The organism is Blautia sp. MSJ-9 (assembly GCF_018919065.1).
In the GTDB taxonomy this organism is placed as follows: domain Bacteria; phylum Bacillota; class Clostridia; order Lachnospirales; family Lachnospiraceae; genus Blautia_A.
In genome coordinates this window covers 41,854-59,827 of the sequence record NZ_JAHLQG010000042.1, presented here as the reverse complement: position 1 = coordinate 59,827, position 17,974 = coordinate 41,854, and the positions used below count along the sequence as shown (strand labels likewise).

Sequence of the window (17,974 nt, the reverse complement as noted above, 5' to 3'; positions counted from 1 at the left end):
CCACCAGTATGCCGACAGAAGAAAAGGGGAAAAGTTATAAAGAAAATATGGAATATCATCGTGGAACCAGCTGGAAAGCCAAACTGCGTGTTGCCGTGGATAAGGCAATCTGGTCTTCTATCAACTATGATGAATTTTTACAGAAAATGCAGTTGGCTGGATATGAAATCCGGCAGGGAAAGAATTTATCTTTTCGGGCACCAGAACAGAAAAATTTCACTTATATGAAATCACTGGGGAGTTACTACACAGAAGAAAATGTCCGGCTTCGGCTAGAGAAAAATCGCTATAAGGCAAAAGCTCCGAAGAATCTGTCCAGAGAAGCTCGCCTGTATATCAATATTTCCACCTATGTCATCACAGGCAATCGGGAAGGATTTGAACGGTGGGCAAAACTAAATAATCTAAAAGAAGCTGCAAAGACATTCAACTATCTTTCCGAAAATAACCTACTGAACTACGAGGACTTCCAGCAGCATATTTCTGACATTGAAAATTCTATCAGTGCGGCTGAACAGCGAATCCAGGAAATCAGTGCTGAACTGACCTCGCAGAAAATCATTCAGAAGCATTGTGATTCTTACCGGCTCTGTCGTAAAGTTATCGAAGATGGCAAATCTGCTCCAGACAGGAAACTCTACCGAAGCAGGCATCAGGTAGAATACCAGCTCCACGATTCATTAAAAAAAGAGCTTCAGGATCTGGGCGTTACCAAAATCCCAAGCTCTGAGAAAATCCAGAAACGAATTGAAACTCTTGAATCTGAACAGACTACTACTTTACACGAAAAGCAGGAATTACAGAAAAAGCAAAAAACGCTTGGTGTCATACAGCAAAATTTTATCTCCCTGCTATCAACTTCAACCAAACATTTAGATATTCCTGAGCAAAATATCTCTCTATAGGCAACATGTGCCGCATTGCAACAAGCGGGCTTAACATACAATGTCAAACCCGCTTATTCCATCAGCAGTCACGATTTATATACTCTATAAACTCATTTTCCGGCATCGGTCTTGCGTAATAAAACCCTTGCACCTCATCACATTTCATTTTTCTTAATTCTTCCAGCTGCTCTTTCGTTTCAACGCCTTCAGCAAGGACTTGCATGTTTAATAATTTCGAAAGCATAATAACCTGTTCGACCAAAGTTTTTCCTTTTTTCTCACAAACATGGTCAATCAAACTTTTGTCAATTTTTAATGTACTAAAAGGAAGCTGATTTAAAGTTACCAGTGAAGAATATCCAGATCCAAAATCATCTACATGCAATTTAAATCCGGCATTTATCAGCTGTTCCGTTGTTTCATTAATCCTGTCACCATAAATAGCCGCTGACTCTGTTAATTCTAGCGGAACACAAGAAAATGGGATCTCATTTTCCTGTACAATTTTTATGTATCTCTCAGCAACATCTTCATGTAAAATACTTGATCTGGATAAATTTACAGAAATAGGTAAAAGTTCTTTATCTTCGTTTATTTTGCTTTTTTGCAAATGGCAGACTTTTCGGAATACATATTCATCCAGCCTTTCAATCAAACCATCTTTTTCATAAACAGGAATAAAATCACCTGGCGATACTAATGAACCATCCATCTTTTTCCATCTGACCAACGCTTCAGCACCAATTACTTTTTCTGTAATGATATCTACTTTCGGCTGATAATAAACAATAAATTCCTGATTGTTCAAAGCATCATCAAAGCTATTTTCAATCATCTGATTATAAATTCGCTTTTGTGCCATTTCTTCTGTGTAGTATGCCAAATCACAATCATAATTTTCCATCACTGTTTCAGCTGCAATAGACGCATAATCACATATGGTAGAAACTGAAAGGCTCTTATCCACGTCCTCATAAATTCCGTATTTAATCTTCACTCCAGGAATCGGAGAATTTTTAATCACGCTTTCAATCGTATCTATAACCTTTTGGTGATTCAACTCACCACCTTCATAAAATATACAAATAAATGAAGAACTTTCTCTCCTTGCAATCATTCCGTTTTTGAGTTTATCACTATATATTGAAGCTAAATAACAAAGCAGTTCATCCGCTTTTTGGGTTCCATAGATAGTATTGATGAGTTTGAAATCTTTAATTTTTGCTTCAATCAGATGCATTTTTATATCCGGCTTAAATCTCATCATCTGATTAACATAATGCGAAAATGCCTGTACTGTATAAAGTCCGGTCAATGCATCATGTTCTACTGCCGCAAGAGTCAATGATGATTCTTTTAAGCGAATTACATTATGAATTCTTCGTCTAATAATATCCGCACTATACGGTTTCGTTATGTAGTCAACAGCACCTAGCTCCAGGCAGGTCAATTCCGTATCAATTCCATCGTTCACTGTTATTACAATTATTGGAACAGAGGAAAGTAACGCATCTTCCTTTACTTTTTCCAATACCTTAATTCCATCCAATACTGGCATCTGAACATCCAGCAAAATCAAAGAAAGCTCTCTATAATGTTCTTCAAGTAATTTCAGTCCCTGTTTCCCATTTTTAGCTGTAATGATTTCATATTGATCCTCAAGAAGGTCGCAGAGCATTTCTAAGTTCAAATCGTCATCTTCCACGATCAATATTTTTCTTTTACCCGACATTCCACTGGATTTCATTATTGCCTCAAGTTCATTTAATCTTACATCGGCATCCTCATTTGCAAACGCAAATATTATTTTTTGAAAGGAATTTGCATCTCCAATTCTTGCACACTTCATGCGGTAAAATAAAACTTCATTATTTCTCTTTACCCTATAATGCACAGAAAATTGTGGAGCTTGTTTTAAACGATTGCAAACATTCTCCAAGTTTGTTGCAATCTTCATTTTCTCCTTATCTTCTTCCAGAACATTCGCATTAATGTAACCTTTTATAGCTGTCACATAAGGTCTGCTTTCGTTTAATACTTCTCTCACCCCAACGCTGGTATTTTCATATCTATATATTTCTATATTGTGGCTGGTTCTGTCAACGCAATATATGTTACTGTATTCATCTCCAAGTACGCTGATAATATCCACCATTCTAAGGATGAGTTTATCACTATCTTCTTTTTCTTTCTGAGTCTTCTCCAACATCGTATCTATTCCCACCTTTGCCTGATTCGTACTTTACTCACAAAACACCTATTATATTATACCCCCCCCAATGTTTCAAAACAAGCTTTGCACGAATATTTTAAGCTTCTTTTTCCTTTTTCACATTCATATATATGGTAAACTTCACTTTATCAATATCCAAAGGCTTTGTCAGATGTGCATCCATACCTGCTTCCATGCATTTCTTTTGGTCTTCTTCAAAAGCGTTTGCAGTGATCGCAATGATTGGAATTGTCTTTGCATCCGGTCGGCTCATTCCTCGAATCTTTTTTGTAGCTGATAATCCATCCAACACCGGCATCATAAGATCCATAAGAATGGCATCAAATGTACCCTCTGCTTTTTCGCTAAATAAATCAACTGCCTGCTGTCCATCACTTACAACTGTCACCTCTCCACCTTCACCCTCCAGAAGTGCCTGTGCTATTTCGGCATTCAATTCATTATCCTCAGCCATCAAAATTTTCATGTTTGAAATGCTGATTTCTTCTTTTTCTATTTCCTTTCGAGATTCATCAATCTGTGAAGCAGCTATCTCAAATGGAATTGTGACAATGAATGTAGAACCTATTCCTTTTTCACTGGAAACTTCTATCGTTCCATTCATTTTTTCAACGAGGCTCTTGGCAAGGCTCATTCCAAGTCCGGTTCCCTGGTACACGCTTCTTGCATCATGCTTCTCTTGAACAAATGGTTCAAAAATATGTTGCAAGAATTCTTTACTCATACCAACCCCAGTATCTGTAATTGTCCAACGATATGTACAGAAACCATTTTTTTCTTCCAGCATCTCCAGTGTGGTTGTAATTGCTCCATTTGGTCGGTTATACTTTATACAATTACTATAAATATTTAAAAATATCTCTTTTACATGAAGCGGGCTTCCATAAACATTTGGATATTTAAATCTGGTATTTTTCATATCATAATTCCAAGTGATTCCTAATGTAACAGTTTGATCAGTCACAATAGTTCCAATGTCCTGTTCCAAATTATAAAGATTGATTACATCATGTTCCAGTACATATTCGCCTTTTTCCATCTTACTCATTTGTAAGATGTCATTGATGAGTGAGAGCAGATAATCTGCTGAAACCATCATCTTTCTGTGATTTTCCCGGATCAATTCCGCATTATTAAAATTATTCTCGTCAATTTTCAACAGTCCGATAATTCCATTAAGTGGAGTACGAATGTCATGTGACATATTGGAAAGGAAGCGGCTCTTAGCTTTATTCGCAGCTTCTGCTTTTTCTGCCAACAATTTCATTTCTTCTGCTCTTTGCACAGCTTCCTCAGCATTCCGTTTCTGGATATGAACTCGACCTGCCATAAATATAATAATAATTGCCACCAGTAATATGCCACACCAGAGAGAGATTACCGGATGCATCTGCATCAACATTATAAAAGTCAGATCTTTCGCCTGGTAAGCCGTGTACTTTCCCGATATATCTTCTATAAGACTATTTGGCATAGCATAAATAGCTTTTGTCAAAATACCTGCCAAAGCATGATTTACATGTTCAGATAATGCCATATGATATTTATAGGATGTATCATTCAGCAATCTATATGTTAATGCTCCGCTTTTCTCCTTACTTATGAATGCCTGTGCAATATAATAGTATACTAAGGCCGCATCTGCTTTTCCATCCAAAACAGCCTGTATTGCTTCATCACGAGTGTCAAAAACCTTTTTTTCTGCAGTCTCTAAATCAGAAGCATCATATGCAGCCGACTGTGCAACGGTAGCAACCGTCTTGATTTCCCCATTGAAATCTGTTCTGGTTACCAATGCTGTGCGCAGATTTAAATATGGAGCTGTAACAACACCAGCAAACTCTTCGCTGCTCTGGGAATCTAACCGAACGTCGATGCACAGATCTGCCTCTCCCGTATCGCGATAATCCAAATATTCGTCTCGCGAATCGCAAACAATAAATTTATAAGAAATTCCCGCATAATCAGCAACTTCACGAAAATAATCCGGAAGGATTCCCACGATCTCACCGTTCTCCACATAAGAATACGGATACCTCGTTGGATCGCATACAACTGTCAGCGGATCACTTTTTGAACTGTATTCTTTTATTACCTTTTTTTCTTCTTCCGTAAAAGACAGATTACGGTTGTCATAATTTTCATAATATCTGTTATGTAATTCTGTTCGCCAATCACCCTCTACTGCATTCATCTGATCAATCGCATAATTGATTTGATCCAAAAGTTCCGTATTTCCTTTTTTTACTACTGCATAAAAATCACTATTTTTAAATTTTTCAATAATTCTTTCGTTGTTTGTCTGCCGTAAAGAACTCGTAACGATGGCATCTACTGTTCCATCTTGAAGAGCTTCCGTCATTTCATCTATGGTATCAAAATATACCGGAAAATAACTAAATCCATTTTCTTGAGCGAAAGCTACAAAATCATCATTTCGTGTATTTCCATTTAAAAGGGCAACATGCATACCATTATATGTGCTAAAGTTATGCATAATAATAGAATTATTGTCGCTTCGTATTGTAAGAATGGCATTGTTTTCACCAATAGGTCGTGAAAAATCAAATAATTCTTCTCGTTCTGGCGTTTTTCTCGCAGAAGTCAACAAATCAATTTCGCCATTTGCCAGCATCGTCTGCGTTTCATCCCAGCTTTTGTCATACCCGACATATTCAAAATCTACATCAAGATACCTGGATACTAACTGTAAGAAATCATAACCATATCCACTGCGATTCCCCTGGTCATCAATCATATGATATCCATCCATGGCAAAAAAGCCAACCCGAATCACTTCTCGCTGTTTGCTATCATCAGAATTGGCATATACATTATACGGTTTCAGGTAAAGTACAGAGGCAAACAAGATCAATAAAAGAAGAAGATTTCGTAGTCTCCAACTTCCATGAGTATTTCTTTTCAATGCTATAATATTTGGTTTATTTTTCCAGCTACTAATCGCTTGTTTACTCATAAATTGCCCCCCCCCGCCGCCTTTCTGGCATCTTCACGTATAATTATATGCAAAAAAAGCACTGCCTTTTCAGACAACGCCTCTTAAACGTGGTTTCCGGCAACCATTTCACAGGTCCTTTCGCTTGGCGTCTCAGACCTTTGGCTGATTTGCTACGTTATCATTATATGTATTTTCTTTTATTATACATTTTATTCAAAGAAATGTCTATCATTTTCTTAGTTACCGATTGATAATTTATCTACAAAAGAGGAATGTCAGCATATTTTCAACTGACATTCCTCTTAAATAATTATAATTGCCTACAGAGTATTCACTTTATCCGCATTTTCTGTATGTTCTCTTAAGCTTGCTTCGATATCTTTCAAATTAACTGGCTTTGATATGTACCCATTCATACCAGCCTCTTCACAAAGTTGTCTATCTCTGGTTAAAGTATTTGCAGTCATGGCCAAAATCAAAACATCTTTATCGTCACGATTCAAAGTTCTTATATTTCTAGTTGCTTCGATTCCATCCATAACTGGCATCTGCATGTCCATAAAGACAGCAAAATATGAACCAATATCAGATTTCTCAAATTTTTCAACTGCAACCTTTCCATTTTCTACCCAATCAACAAGAAATCCTATGCTTTTCAGCAATTCTTCTGCTATCTCAGCATTTAAAGCATTATCCTCCACAAGAAGAACTTTTTTCCCTTCAAATTCCATGCTATTTTGACTTTCTATTGTTGATTTAAGTGCTAATTTTCGTTCTTTTATGGACGGTTCCGCAGACGGTATTTCAATGCTGAATGATGAACCTTTTCCAAGTTCACTTTGGATTTCCAACTTTCCATGCATTAATTCTGTAAAACCTTTAACAACAGCCATTCCAAGTCCGGTTCCCTCCGTACTTGACGTTTTACTATCTTCTGCACGCACATAATCCTCACAGATGTGCTTAATGAATTCTTCGTCCATTCCAATACCTGTGTCTCGACAAGTAAAACGATATCTATTGTCTGGAAGTGCTTCCATCATTACCTGAATTTCTCCACCTATATCCGTATACTTAATCGCATTTGACACAATATTAATCATAATCTGACTAAAACGTCCTGCATCTCCTACCACGATATCATTCTCAAAATTAGAGAAGATTGTCAGTTTCTGTTCTTTCTTATCTGCTAATGGACGTAATATTTCTACACTTTCACGCATACATTCATCAGGATCAAAAGGCTTATTAATCAGTTCTAGATGGCCATGTTCCAGTTGATTGATATCCAAAATAGAATTGATCATGGTTAACAGATAATTTCCTTCAGATGTGATATTCTCCAAAGCATTTTCCAATTTACCTGGATCATCTTTATACTTTCTCGCAATTTGTGTCATACCCAAAACTACGTTCATAGGGGTTCGAATATCATGAGACATCTTAGAAAAGAAATTAATCTTTGCATTATTCGCTTCTTTTGCTTCCATCAATGCTTCTGATAACTGTTCTGAAACACGTAATTGTTTATTTTTGGCTCGTGTTGTTTCAATATACATCAGGATAATAAATATTGTGAAAAACATTACCCCAACAACCATCGCAAAATATGCTGGATGATCGAACAAGTACGCCGCTAATGTTGGAACACTTTCCATTTCCAGATAGTCCTGAACCAATTCTGCACTCTTATTTGTCGAAACTTCTACTAAGGCTTTATTCCATAAACTAAAAAAATTATGATTGGTATTCGCATTGATACCCATTTTTAAGTTAAGCGCTGCTCCTGGAACAATATCAACACTTAATCTGTTTTGTGTATCATCTCTTGCCAGCTTCTGGGCTGTGTAACTCATCATCAATGCACAGTCAATCTTATTATCTACAAGAGCCTTTACACATTGCTCTGTATTTTCAATAGGGATTATCTCCGCACTCGGCCACGCATTAGATATAATCTTTCTTATCGCAATATTATCTTCCAAAACACCAACTTTTCCCATTTTACCGGAAGAACCTCTTCTACGCAAAGCAGAAACCGAAGTGCTTAAATATGTATCCGTAAACTTATATTTACATTGTCCATTATTTTCATAGTAGCTGTCCTGATCAATCCATATATCTGCATCACCTGACATAATTACTTTTTCATATTCTTCTTTTGATGACACAGGTATTATTTCATAATCTAACCCAAGTTTTTTTGCTGTCTCAGTAAAAATATCAGAAACAATACCATATCCTCGCTCATCTTCAAACCAAGAATATGGTGATCTGTCCGGGCTCATTACAGCCTTTACAACTGTACCATCTGCCTGCATTTGCTTTAAAACTGCTTCCTCTTCAGCAGTAAAATCAGCATTGGAATTTTGTGATCCGTAGTATTGATTATATAAATCAGTTCGCCAGTTTGGTGTTTCTACATTCATTTTATCAATCGCATGATCCAATTCATCTATCAATGCCTGATTTTCTTTTCTTGCCATGAAATAATAAGGTGTTTCTCCAAAGTTTTCTATTGTCACCTCATCTTCAGGTGTACGGATATAACTATCAACAATGGCATCTACATCCTCATCTATTAAAGCATTTGATAATTCCGTAGGCGTTGTATAATATACGATTTCACAGCCAGTACCATTTTCCTCTATAAACTGCTTAAATCGGTCATTGTATGTATGCCTTTCCAATAAACCGATTTTTAACCCGGTGTAGGTAGAATAGTCTCCGGCAATTACTTTTGTATTTCCTCTTTTCACATTCATGCAGGTTGTAGCTGTAATAGCTGGATATGTAGAAAATATAAATTCCTGTTCTCTCTCAGGCGTACGTTTTGCAGCGGTATAAATATCGAGATCACCGTTTCGCAACATTTCTTCACATTCTTTTGCGCTTTTTTCAAATCCAACGTAAGAAAATGTACATTGCATATAGTTCGCCAAACTCTGCATCATGTCATAGCCATAACCGTATTTTTCGCCTTCTTCATCTTGCATATTGAAGCAGTCAAATGAATAATAAGAGACTTTATAATCCGGTGTATTTTCTGTTTGGACAGAAGCTGCATAAACAGGACAACAACAAATAATCGCCAGCAATATTCCGCATAATATCGCTGTTATTTTTCCCTTCATTTTTTCTCTCCTTTATTTATCATTTATCTGATTATTTCGCACATAATAAAATATTTTACTCTATAAAAAGTTCTTTTTCAAGTGACATTGACATTCTAACCAAAAATCACTTACTCTTCATCTGCTTTTTGGCTATATACATTGCCTTATCAGCTAAACGAGAAATTTCTTCAAAAGAGAGTTTATCATCAGTAGCTGTATGATATCCCAGTGCAACATCCAATACTATCGTGTCATCACTTCTATTCGCAAATTCTTTTTGCAGATTGGAAATTAATGTTTCCGTAGCTAATCTGGTATATCCTGGGCATAGAATCAAAAATTCATCTCCTCCAACTCTCATTGCAACACAATCATCTGATATTGTTTGTTCAATAACTTTTGCCACACGCTGCAATAATAAATCACCCATTTTATGTCCCAGCGTATCATTGATTTTTTTCAACGAATTGCAATCCCCGATAATAATACTAATTTGACAGTCACCTTTTCGTGCATAATGCTGTTTTCTGGATTCCATATAATTCCTGTTGTACAACCCTGTCAGCTTGTCCCTAAAGGACATATCTTCAAGTGTTTTTTCCAGAATCACACGATCTGTAACATCATCAATAATGCCTATAATCCCTATAATTTTTCCTTCATGAATGACCGGATTCTTTTTTATTTCAAAATAAGCTGTGCTTTCTTCAACTGATATCGCACTGACACATTTACTTCCTTTTCCGGTTGCTAGAATTTTCTGATCATCTTCATAATATTCCTGTCCCAGTGCTTTATCTTTCTGAATCTCCAAATCTGTTTTGCCAATAATACTGTTTTCTGGTCCACCATTTACCATGCAGCACATTTCTGACACAAAACGATATTTGCACTCGGTATCTTTAATAAAGATATTGGTTGGAGCATTTTCAATCGCAATCAATAATTCTTCATAACTTAAATTCTTGTCATACATATCTGTCTATTTCCTTTTTCATCTTCTTTTTATTGGCATACATTAAATTATCGGCTGTATGAAAAATCTCGTCAATATCATCTGCTTTTCCTTCAGCAAAACCTAATGCAATACCATATCCTTTTATTGTACTGCTTAATACTTTGACGTTTGCTTCCATGTTTTTAATACACTCTTCAAATACCAAGCGATCCTTATTTACTGACAGAACACAGAATTCATCTCCACCTATTCGGAAGCTTTTACCTACATTCTCGAAAGAAGACTCTAATATTTCTGCCGTTTTACAAATAATCTGATCTCCATACATATGCCCATGATTATCGTTTGCTTGTTTTAATCCATTCATATCTGCTATTAAAATCATAACTTTGGTATCTGGCTGATTTTCAAGTTTATTCTTTTCTTTCTCATATGCGAAACGATTCCCTAAATGCGTCATCCCGTCAGTATAAGCCATCTCCATTAAAATTTCTTTTTCCATATCTATTCGCTGTTGTTTTCTTGTTTCTCTTATTAAATCCACTCCAGATTTAAAAATAAACAGACATAGACCAATTACTAAAATTCTTCCACTGGTTTCCTTACTGATTGACACGAAATACCCCTGTTCCAAAATCGTACTTACTACCAAAATCAATATTCCACCATAAAGTTCTCTTCTTTTCCCTTTTTCGCACTTTCGAACAGAAAACAAGATTGCCAACATACCTATAATTGTTAAGCCAAGATAGCCTCTATTCAACCATTGCGACTCAAAAGGAGTGCAGATTTCTGCCCACGCCAATATTAATTGAATAAAATTCAATAATACTCCGCTAAAGCAAATAAGATTTAAGTATATCTTATCTTTAAATTCCTCATAGCTTAATAGAAATCTCAACAGTAAGACCGGCATCATTCCATACGCCACATAACTTAAATAAGTTATGACTTGCATATTATCCATAAAGATTTCAAGCACATGACATTCTATAAGAAGCCATATACCTGTATCAACAGAAAACAATCCCAAAAATAGCAATCCATTGGCCTTATCTTTATGAAAAACAAAAATCCCATAAATTATTTCATAAATCCCCACCGCTATCAAAGCCAGCGTCAAAAACAAATACCAATATGTATTCTTTAATATAAATGACATAAAAGAACTTTGGGTTCCGAAATATATATTAGGAAGATACCCCGACACTGCATTCATTTTATATTCAGGGTGTATCTCTATTTTCAGTGTTTTCCCGCCATAATTGTTTCCCACAAGTATACTCTTCCAATAAGAACCATATCCCAACAGGAAAGGCTTCAAAAATCTCTCTCCACTATCAAATAGCAATTCATCATCCAAATACACTTTAATCCTGCTCTGTCTGTTACGAATCAGAATGCTGTCGCCATTTCCTAATTTCTCCTTCTGCAGAACCGTTGTCATGTAAATTGTTTCCATATTCGGATTATTTATCGTATTCGACAGTGTTGTTTTGATTTGCTGACTTCCCCAAGTAACCTCAAAAGAATTCTCAATCTTATGACATGGTTCCATTTGAAATCCATCATAAGTAGCAGGTGCAAATAAGCAGGCAATTACTGCTCCTATCATGGCAATGATTACAAACAGGAGCATGGAATAATTCAAATACTTTCTTTTTCTCTCTTCCGTCGAACGCATAAAGAACTCCTCTCAATTTATAGAAAAAAGATGTATTGCTTTTTCAGGCAATACATCTTAATCGTTGCAACTGGCTACCATTTTACAGGCCCTTTAGCTTTGCGTCTCAGACTTTCGACTGATTTGCCCCTAAATTTAATTATAATTATACAATGAGAAATAATAATTGTCTACGCTCAATGCATAACTATAAACTCAAAAAGGATATCTGAAAGCATAATATACTGCACGATATCCTTTCGAATTTCATTGGCTCAAATATAATTATCCTGAATTATTCACGGAACAGTATCTGAACTGATAACTGTACCATGAATCCGAAAATTGATCCATGCTGCCATAATACTACTCAATTTACCTGTCAAAAGGGTATAAAATCCCCTAGGCAGAGTTCGGAGCAGTTGTTAAGCTGTCAAGGTTCGTTAATAGTTGCTATTCCAGCTGCACATTCAGCTTACCGATATTTGAGAGTGTTTCATAGAATTCATTCTTATAAAGGCAGCTGCTACACAGCTTGAATGTGATATATCTTGCTGAATGCACTGCCTTTGCAGCAATCTTCAGCAGTTTTAAACGGATGGTATCAATACGCTGTTTTCGCATCTTCGCAGATAATACCAGTCGTCTAAACCAATTAAATATGTTATACGAAAGAGCATGTACTTGAACCCTGTTTGCATTTACGATTCTGGTGTGGCTGCTTACAGAGGCGAAGTCAAAACCGGATTTGCTTTCTTTAATGAAGTTTTCCATCAGCCCTCGCTTGCAGTAAAATTTGATGAGATATTCTGGTGAGGAATCCATATTTGTGACAACAAATGTGTACATGTAAACCATCTGGTTTTCCGGCTTTTCCACCTTGCATACCACGCGCCTTTCATAAGGCCATGAACCTGCTTTATAGATGAATTCGCCATAGGCTACTGCATAATCGACTTTATTATTCCTGGTGATTTCATCAAGCTCATCTACAAGAGCGGATGCTTTTTCACGGAGAATGCCATTCTCCTTCAGCCGGATCACATAGCTTGAACCGTTTTCTTCACATTGCTTATAAAGATCAGGAGTTGCGAATCCACTGTCACCACGAAGCAGAATGCGGATTGCCGGATAATCATTCAAGTATTCATTCAGTATCGGCTGCAGGAAGTCAACCACTCCGGTACAGGAATACTGTGTTCCATCGCGGAGCTGGATTTTAATCAGATCACCAGTCATTCTGTCGTAACAAACAAGTGGATGATAGCCATTACTTTGATAACGGAAGTTAAAATCTCTGCCTTCCTGTTTTCCGTCTGCTTCAAGAAGTGTGGAATCCAGATCTAGGATGATTGCCTGAGGAAGCTGGATACTATAGATTCTTTTTCGAAGAACTCTGGTAATTTCCAGGAGTTGCTTTAAAGTATCATCATCCATGCGGTTGAAAAATCTGGATACGGTTGGCTGAGATGCTAACACGGATTTTTCAAGTACTGCTTTAAAAATCGGATCATTTGTCAGTTCATCCGAAGCATCGTCTTCAAAGTAGCCGGCAATGATCATGTATATCATCTGGAGAAGGTTGTCCTTATCCGTGTGATATCGAAATACTGCAGAATCATTGGTCTTAAATGAACAGTTCAAAAGCTGTTCAATGCCAAGTTTGCTTACAAACTCTTTGATGAGAAGTAAGCCTGCATCAGAGGATAAATCACCTCCATCAAAATTTATTTTAATCTGTCTATTGCTTTCTAAGGCTAAGGTGTTTACAATACTCATAAAGGGCTCCTTTTGGGTTATTTTTTAAGATTCGACACCTTAATTTTACCACAAATAGATGCTCTTTTTTCATTCACTTGATAGGTGAAAAGCAATATTCAGTTAAAATACAGTAACTATGTAGCTTTCAGCCACTTTCACGGCACAGCAGTGAATAATTCAGGATTATTTATCCAAAATTTCATCCAACGTCTGGAATAAATAATCCATTTGAATCGGTTTTGCAATATGAGCATTCATTCCCGCCTCTTCTGATGCAATCTTATCTTCATCAAATGCATTCGCCGAAACAGCAATAATTGGCGTTTTAGAAAGTACCGGATTCTTCAACTGCCGTATTTCTCTTGTTGCCTCATAACCATCCATCACTGGCATCTGGATATCCATAAGAATTCCATCATAATGTCTGCCTTGCGAATCTTTAACTTTATTAACTGCCTCTTGTCCATCAACGGCTTCTTCAACCACAAATCCCGCTTCCTCCAGAATAGCCACTTCTATTTCTCGATTCAGATCATTGTCTTCTACAATCAATATACGTTTTCCGCAGAATTTTCTTGTGAAATCTTCTTTCGAAACTTCTACAGATTCTTTTGTTGGTTTTTCTGTCAGCTTTTGCTGCACTGTTATTGTAATTTCTGTACCCTTAGCAACTTCCGATTGTACCTGTATATCACCGCCCATAGCATCTATATAACTTTTGGCGATTGCCAACCCAAGTCCAGTGCCATCAAGTCCACTGACCGTATTGGTTTTCTCACGTTCAAAAGGCAGAAACATTTTCTCTACAAAAGCCGAAGACATTCCGCACCCGTTATCTCTAATACCGATTATCAGATCAGCATATTCTTCGTCGTCGTTTAACAACTGTCTTATACTTAGCTGGATATCGCCCCCGATTGAAGTAAACTTCACTGCATTCTCTAAAATCTGAACAAGAATTTCTCTTAATTTTAGGCTGTCACATATGACATACGGATGTTTTATTCCATCTATATCGACTTTAAACTGCTGTTCTTTCTTCTTACTGCTCTCTTCTATCAGAACGATAGATTCTCTTATCACTTCTTTCAGATTGCACTCGGCTTCATCCAACTTTACATTGCCAGATTCCACTCGGCTCATTTCCAGAATGTCATTTATAATATCTAACAGATGCTCTCCCGATATCTGAATTTTTTCCAGATAATCTTTTTCTTTTTCGGGATCATCTACAGCTTCTTTTGCTAAATTCGTAAATCCAAGCACAGCATTCAACGGTGTACGGATGTCATGTGACATATTAAAAAGAAAACGGCTTTTACTTTCACTTGCTGATTTTGCAAGTTTTGCCAGTATATCTTTCTCTTCCGCACGTTTTTTCTCAACGACCAACATTTTCTTCCGCTCATGAAGTCTTGTCCACAATACCAGAACACACATCAAAATTACAACCCAAAGTGCTATAGCAACAAAACTCTTGATCGGGTGTAACATAATAAATGTCAGTATAGTCACATTTTCTGAAGTGTAAGCGGTGTACTTTAAAATTAGACTTTCCAACTTGTTGTCAGGCAATGCGTAAATGCACTTTGTCAGAATCCCACTAAGCTCATGGCTTGCAGATGGCATAATGCAGATTCTGTGAGGATAGACCGGGTGATCAATCACAGTATATGTAACGCTGCCACGACTGTCCTGATTCACAAATTTTTGTGCTGTATAAAGATATACATAAGTAGCATCTGCCTGCCCATCTCGCACAGCTTCCAAAGCTTCTTCACGACTGTCATACTGTATTCTCTCAGCATCCTTTACGAGATTATCCTCAATTCCATTCATTCCCTGATATCTGGCGACTGCAAGTTTTTCAATTTTTCCATCAAAATCTCTGCGGGTGACCCTTGCCAAACCAAAGTTCATATATGGAACTGTTACTGCTACATCATTTGCCTCCGCTTCGTTTTCACTTTCTACTCTTCCATCCATGAATATGTCTACAGTACCATCTTTTTCCCACTGTTCATATTCCTTACGATCTTTCGGAATCACAATTTCATAAGGAATCCCTGCATAATCCATCAATTCTTCAAATAGTTCCGGAATAATACCTTTTAACTTTCCGTTCTCCACATACGAATAAGGCTCTCTATCTATACTGCAGGTTACCGTTAATTTTTCCTTTCCGCTGGCATATTGCTGGATAATCTCCTTTTCACGTTCAGAAAAGACAAGCGTTTTTGCTTCTGTCTGCCCGTAATACTGATAATCCAATGCATCGATCCAATCCCCTTCTGCCTGATTCATCTGATCGATTGCATAATTGATTTCATTCAAAAGCGGAGTATTTCCCTTTTTTACAGCTGCATAAAAATCATGCGTTGCAAATTTTTCAATAACACGTTCATCATGAATACTTCTAAGCGAGCTTGTAAGAACTGTATCGACTTCCCCATTTTGAAGTGCTTCTTTCAAATCAGATTCTTTATCATAAAATATTGTTTGATATGTAAAATTCTTTTCTTTGGCAAATTCTGCAAAATCATCATTTCGGCTATTTTCTCGAAGCATTCCCACTTTCATATTTTCATAGGTGGTATATTCCTGCTCCACAATACGTGTATTATCACTTTTAACTGTAAGTATCGCACTACTGGTTCCAATAGGTTTTGAAAAATCAAATTTTTCCATTCTATCAGATGTTTTCTGCACGGATGTTAAAAGATCAATCTCACCATTTTCCAACATGTCCTGCATTTCATCCCAGCTTTTGTCATAGCCGATATACTCATAATTCGCATTCAGATACCTAGCCGCCATACGCAGAAAATCGTATCCGTATCCACTTCTATTTCCCTTTTCGTCCATCATATGATAACCATCAAACGCAAAAAATCCCACGCGGATTGTCTCATGTTGATTTTTATCACTTGCCTTCGCATATGTTATCATAGGAAATATCAGGCTTATGCACATTATAATCATTAGAATACTTATACTAATATGTCTGGACTTTCTTTTTCTCATGTTACCTCTCATCTATTGCTTTTATAAAATCATTTAAAAAGGCATTGCCTTTTTAGACACTGCCTCCATATCGTCGCAACTGGCTACCATTTTACAGGCCCTATAGCTTTGCGCCTCAGTCTTTCGGCTGATTTGCCAATTATATTTCTCACTAAAATATTTTTCTTTAATTATACATTTTCTGGTTTTAAATGTCTATAGAATTATCCTCATAACCAACCAAATATACCTTATTTTCTCAGCTTATTTATCTTTAATCCTATTTTCATCATTCTTTAAAGCCACACATATCATTCTTTCAAATGACTGAGCAAACCGTTCGTTATCTTCTTCTGTCCGTTTCTTTGGACCTTTTATATGATTTTTGTGAGAACCCATTCTAGCTTTTTTATTCAAATGACGCTCCATAAGCATCTGATCAATATTTTCATTGGTATACCATTTTCCCGATTGATGAATTGCATATGCACCTTTTCCAAGTGCCATTGCAGCCACTCCATAGTCCTGTGAGACAACAATATCACCCTTATGGCAGATGCTGATCAACTTATAATCCACTGCATCAGTTCCGGCTCCGACAACAACTACTTCACAACGCTCAGATGCCAGTACATGCTTGGTATCACACAGCAGTGTTACCTGAATATTATATTTTTCTGCTATCATTTCCACAATATTAACCACAGGGCAGGCATCCGCATCTACTAATATTTTCATTTATTTTTCCTTCCAATATAGTTACAAGCATAAGCTCTGCTGCTCATATTCCGCCTGGCGTTTTAACATGACTGGTTTTTGATAAAGGATTGCTTCCATTCTTTCATTGTCAAACCAGTCTGTGAACTGTTCTTTTTCTATAATCAGAGGCATTCGATCATGTGCTTTTATCATAGAATCATTAGCCGCTGTGGTCAAAATTACGAATCGCCGTTCATTTTCAAACCAGTCACAGAATCCTGCCATGTATAATACCGTCTCATCCGATCTGGTAAATATATTCTTTTCCTTCAGAAGATTCCACTCATAAAAGCCACTTGCTGGAATCAGTAAGCGATGATATCGAATTCCGTCCCGGAAGGCTGGCCTATCCAAAACAGTCTCTACTCTCGCATTGATAACCGGATTTTTTCCCTTCGATAGTGGATATCCCCATCTGGAAGTATTCAATTTTAATCCCAGATCTGACTGTTCAATAACTGGTGCAACATCGGTTGGGCGGATATCACCAAGAAAATGCTCCTGGTGAATCCGTCGATCTATATCATGTAGCACCTTTTCCATTTCATCTGCCATGTCAGAATCAATATAATATCTGCCGCACATATATTTCTTTATACGTCCTCCATTAGCTACAAAACACGTTGAATTTTCCC

General features: G+C 36.8%; 10 protein-coding genes and 2 riboswitches. Of the genes, 1 reads left to right on the top strand and 9 read right to left on the bottom strand.

Going from position 1 to position 17,974, the window contains the following annotated elements:
• The coding region (locus tag KQI87_RS11745) for a relaxase/mobilization nuclease (protein WP_216460294.1) at positions 1–905 on the top strand (905 nt) is incomplete at its 5' end.
• 61 nt (positions 906–966) lie between these two features.
• On the opposite strand, the gene KQI87_RS11740 is transcribed toward KQI87_RS11745, so the two are convergent.
• The 9 genes from KQI87_RS11740 to KQI87_RS11700 form a co-directional block, all read right to left on the bottom strand.
• Positions 967–3,096, bottom strand: a complete 2,130-nt coding sequence (locus KQI87_RS11740; protein ID WP_253292499.1) for a two-component system response regulator — start codon at positions 3,094–3,096, stop codon at positions 967–969.
• Between the two features lie 100 nt (positions 3,097–3,196).
• Entirely contained in the window at positions 3,197–6,097 is a 2,901-nt protein-coding gene (locus KQI87_RS11735; RefSeq protein ID WP_216460293.1) for a transporter substrate-binding domain-containing protein, read from the bottom strand.
• Between the two features lie 302 nt (positions 6,098–6,399).
• The gene (locus tag KQI87_RS11730) at positions 6,400–9,213 is read right to left on the bottom strand and encodes an ATP-binding response regulator (RefSeq protein WP_216460292.1); all 2,814 of its coding nucleotides are present in this window, start codon (positions 9,211–9,213) and stop codon (positions 6,400–6,402) included.
• A 106-nt stretch (positions 9,214–9,319) separates the two neighbouring features.
• Positions 9,320–10,171, bottom strand: a complete 852-nt coding sequence (locus KQI87_RS11725; protein ID WP_216460291.1) for a GGDEF domain-containing protein — start codon at positions 10,169–10,171, stop codon at positions 9,320–9,322.
• Positions 10,164–11,837 carry a GGDEF domain-containing protein gene (locus tag KQI87_RS11720; protein ID WP_216460290.1) on the bottom strand — a complete coding sequence of 558 codons (1,674 nt, stop codon included), beginning with the start codon at positions 11,835–11,837 and terminating at the stop codon, positions 10,164–10,166. Before KQI87_RS11720 ends, KQI87_RS11725 begins: the two co-directional genes overlap by 8 nt.
• Positions 11,838–11,899: 62 nt before the next feature.
• A riboswitch (cyclic di-GMP riboswitch) is annotated at positions 11,900–11,975 on the bottom strand.
• A 294-nt stretch (positions 11,976–12,269) separates the two neighbouring features.
• Entirely contained in the window at positions 12,270–13,595 is a 1,326-nt protein-coding gene (locus tag KQI87_RS11715; protein ID WP_216460289.1) for an IS1380 family transposase, read from the bottom strand.
• A gap of 165 nt (positions 13,596–13,760) precedes the next feature.
• On the bottom strand, positions 13,761–16,526 hold the full coding sequence (locus KQI87_RS11710) for a transporter substrate-binding domain-containing protein (RefSeq protein ID WP_216460288.1): 2,766 nt from the start codon (positions 16,524–16,526) through the stop codon (positions 13,761–13,763).
• Between the two features lie 146 nt (positions 16,527–16,672).
• Positions 16,673–16,748, bottom strand: a riboswitch (cyclic di-GMP riboswitch).
• A 96-nt stretch (positions 16,749–16,844) separates the two neighbouring features.
• Complete coding sequence (locus tag KQI87_RS11705; protein WP_216460287.1) at positions 16,845–17,318, bottom strand: YaiI/YqxD family protein; 474 nt, start codon at positions 17,316–17,318, stop codon at positions 16,845–16,847.
• 21 nt (positions 17,319–17,339) lie between these two features.
• Positions 17,340–17,924: an SOS response-associated peptidase gene (locus KQI87_RS11700; protein WP_216460286.1), complete on the bottom strand. Its 585-nt coding sequence runs from the start codon at positions 17,922–17,924 to the stop codon at positions 17,340–17,342.
• Positions 17,925–17,974 lie beyond the last annotated feature (50 nt).